Below are 3,066 nucleotides of genomic sequence, written 5' to 3' on the forward strand. Positions count from 1 at the left end.
GCCCCTCACAACCGATTTCCCGCCCCACCACCGGAAACCGGCCGGCACCGGCCCGAGCCCACCGGCATGCCCGCGACGGCGCACCGAAGCCGTAATGGTCGGGCGACGGTGAACTCGGCATCGCCGAAGGCGGCGACCACGCGCAACCGCCCGTCCAATGCCTCGACGTGGGAGGGGAGTGTTGCCGGCTCGGTGCGATCGATGTCCCCGTGCTCTATGGCCGACACCGGGGGCACCGACACCCCCATCGCATCCGTGACGGCCCGCTGCGTCTGTGCCTGTTCACGACGGATCTCCGCGAGTCGGTACGCCCGCACCTCGGCGATCAATCGGTCCATGGCGACCCGTTTCTCCTCCGGAGAGCGCACCGGCAGCCCCGCAGCCTCACGTCGCTGCCGTGCTCGACGCTTGCTCTCTTCCCGAGCCACCATGCTGATTCGTACTCCCTGCTCCCGAGAGCGGTCACATGTTCTCGGCTTCGGTACATGAGGGGACATAGAACCGAGCTCTGTCCCGCGGTGGCAGATCAGGACGCCACTTCCACAAAGGCCGACCATATCGACGGCATAGGTCACGATGCAGGCGGAGCCGTGTAACCCACCGCATGGGCTTGCGTGAGGCGTACTGGATATACAGAGGTGTAGCCATAATGAGTCGAGAACTCCACTCTCCGTTCGGAAGGTTGAGGTCTACCCGTGCCAGTCCCTGTACTCTTGAGCGCTGCAAAGGATCGTGATGTTTCTGTGCGATGCGAAACACATCCCTTGCTATTTGTTCAGGACGGTTGATCCTGGACGTGGAGAGTGCTCGAAGGGTGAGTTCTTCCGGGATTCCGGTGTCTCCAGCCCTGTCCCTGTCGTTGATCTTGTGGATTAGGTGATACAGCCATTTTGAACCAGATCCCATGCGCCCGACTGTTGCGGTTCTTTCCAGGAGGTGTTCAGTTGAACCACATAGCATGAGATCGACTGTGGTTCGGCCACCTGTGCGGTCGCCTGGCAGGGAGCCGCAAAACAAAAGAACATCATCAAGGTCGGGCAAGGTGCTGTCCTCGTGTGATGTTCCCCACCCCATCTCCAAATCGAAGTAGATCCACTCGCCTGTCCTGAGGTGGGGCGCGTGGAAGTGGGAAACCTCCTTTTCGAGGTGTCGTTGAACTTTTCGAAGCCTTTTTAATTCTGCTTCGGTTGGTGTGAGTGGTGCTCCCGGTTCGAGCCCTACTGTGGTTACTTGAAGATTTAGTTCGACTTTCCAGGAGAGGGGGGGTGTGGGAGTCCGCTCAGGAAAAAATGCCTTGAGTCGGCGGCGAGAGAAATAGATGACTTCACTGAAGTGCACGCCATCCTCCGAAGGGAAATTTCACAATGAGGCGGTTTCTGAAGCTTGGCGTCATGGTGTTTTTAGGCTGATCTGGTTGGCGGCCTGGTCATGGGGAATATTTCCCGCGGGTTCGCCGCTGCGCTAAATTATCCATGGGTTGCATTGAATGTGTCGAGTGAGATATTTGGTGGTTGGGGGTGGGATTGGGAATTTTATCATGCTGCAGGATGGGGTCGGGTTTCTCCTCGGTGGAATAGTGGGGGATGGGGTGTTGAAATTTTGTGGGACGGTGAACTTTCCTACCTGGCGACCTGGCGAGCGTGGAGGATCTCTGGATTGATATGGGTGTATCACCGGGTTGAAGTCGGAAATTGCCGGCGTGGCTGCTGGTCTCGATTTTTGTGATGGAGCCCGTTGGGCTCCATCACAAAAATCGAGACCAGCAGCCACGGGAGGGTGGAGATCTCTGTTTGTGGATTTTCAGGGCTGTTGGAGTTCGGCCTTGTCCAGGGGGCATCCGCCAGAACTTTGTCACGACCTCCCGGTAGCCCCGGTGGTCGGGATGGCGCTTGAGGTGGTTGAAGGCCCAGTCGAGCGCCGAGACCTGCTGTTCGTGGCAGGCTGACCGTGCGTGACAGGTGGCGCACTCCAGTTGGTGCAGCACGCGGGGCGCTCCGGGGGTTTCATCGGTTTCCATGATCCACGTCGGTGAGCAGCGCAACGAGGTCACCCCAACCGGCTCCGGCTCAGGGAGTTGACCTCGGCCAGGCGGGCGTTCAGCCGCTCTCGTGGGGCTCCAGCCTGCGCAGGTCCTCCGGGGCGGCGTCCCACTCCCGCCCTCCGCGAGGAGGTCGTAGCCGCACATATGGACCGACGTGCCCCATGACCTTCCCGACCCGATCGACCCGGGTGTCCGTGGCGAAGGACCCGATCTCCCGGACTGTCTTGTCGCTCATGGAACGAGCATCCAACGGGGTGCGGGGACGGAGGTACCTCCCGCGAAACCCATTTGTAGACGTTCGGGACGGAGCGCGGAACGTCCCTCGAAGTGTCCTGATGACGAAGGGAGAACGCGGTGCCGAACGAACGGTTGCGGGCCGCCATGGTGGCCGGGGGATGGACCTGTGCGACGATCGCGGAGCGGGCCGAGGTGGACCCCGGGTCCATCGAGCGGTGGGTGAATCTCGGCCGAACCCCGCGCCGGTCCACCGCCCTGCTCGCGGCCGAGGCGTTGGGGGAGGACATCCACACCCTGTGGCCGGCGCTCCGCCGGGCCCGCTCCGCCAAGGCCGTCAGTGCCGAGTTGGTCACGCTCCACGACCAGCGGGCCGACGTGCCCGTCTCCGCGTTCGTGGACCTGATGGCCCGGGCGCGCGAGCGCATCGACGTCCTGGTGTACGCGGCGATCTTCCTGCACGAGTCCTACCCCCGGCTCAACGAGCTGCTGACCGAACGGGCTGCCGAGGGGTGAGCGGTGCGGATCGCCCTCGGGGACGCCGAGAGCGAGAACGTGAGGCGGCGTGGCGAGGAGGAGAGGTTCGGGCACGGCATCGAGCCCCGCTGCCGTCTGGCGCGCATGCACTACCGGCCCTTGCTCGGCACGCCGAACGTCGAGATTCGCACGCACGGCACGACGCTCTACAACTCGCTCTACCGGGGGGACGACGAGATGTTGGTCAACGCCCATCTGTGGGGCGTGAACGCCTTCGCCGCCCCTGTGTGGCACCTTCGGCGGGGGCGGGAGGG

The 3,066-nt window shown here is 62.7% G+C and carries 4 protein-coding genes and 1 pseudogene; 1 reads left to right on the top strand and 4 read right to left on the bottom strand.

The features are described from left to right. Nucleotides 1-5: 5 nt before the first annotated feature. From FOE67_RS21195 to FOE67_RS21200, 4 genes are all read right to left on the bottom strand, one after another. The gene (locus FOE67_RS21195; protein ID WP_228474137.1) at nucleotides 6-431 is read right to left on the bottom strand and encodes a helix-turn-helix domain-containing protein; all 426 of its coding nucleotides are present in this window, start codon (nucleotides 429-431) and stop codon (nucleotides 6-8) included. Nucleotides 432-462: 31 nt separating this feature from the next. Continuing rightward, entirely contained in the window at nucleotides 463-1,338 is an 876-nt protein-coding gene (locus FOE67_RS30670; protein ID WP_369075295.1) for an SAVMC3_10250 family protein, read from the bottom strand. A gap of 406 nt (nucleotides 1,339-1,744) precedes the next feature. After that, nucleotides 1,745-2,017, bottom strand: a complete 273-nt coding sequence (locus FOE67_RS30845) for a DUF7848 domain-containing protein (RefSeq protein WP_438874274.1) — start codon at nucleotides 2,015-2,017, stop codon at nucleotides 1,745-1,747. Nucleotides 2,018-2,096: 79 nt separating this feature from the next. Beyond that, nucleotides 2,097-2,276 carry a hypothetical protein gene (locus tag FOE67_RS21200; protein ID WP_182666435.1) on the bottom strand — a complete coding sequence of 60 codons (180 nt, stop codon included), beginning with the start codon at nucleotides 2,274-2,276 and terminating at the stop codon, nucleotides 2,097-2,099. Between the two features lie 146 nt (nucleotides 2,277-2,422). Between FOE67_RS21200 and FOE67_RS21205 the strand changes: the two are divergent. After that, a pseudogene (locus tag FOE67_RS21205) lies at nucleotides 2,423-3,066 on the top strand (XRE family transcriptional regulator); the annotation flags it as partial.

The sequence above is a fragment of the Streptomyces calidiresistens genome (assembly GCF_014141525.1).
Taxonomy (GTDB): Bacteria; Actinomycetota; Actinomycetes; order Streptomycetales; family Streptomycetaceae; genus Streptomyces; species Streptomyces calidiresistens.

Coding starts and splice junctions, on each gene's coding strand:
- FOE67_RS21195 (WP_228474137.1), bottom strand. CDS start 431: ATGGTGGCTCGGGAAGAGAGCAAGCGTCGAGCACGGCAGCGACGTGAG.
- FOE67_RS21200 (WP_182666435.1), bottom strand. CDS start 2,276: ATGAGCGACAAGACAGTCCGGGAGATCGGGTCCTTCGCCACGGACACC.
- FOE67_RS30845 (WP_438874274.1), bottom strand. CDS start 2,017: ATGGAAACCGATGAAACCCCCGGAGCGCCCCGCGTGCTGCACCAACTG.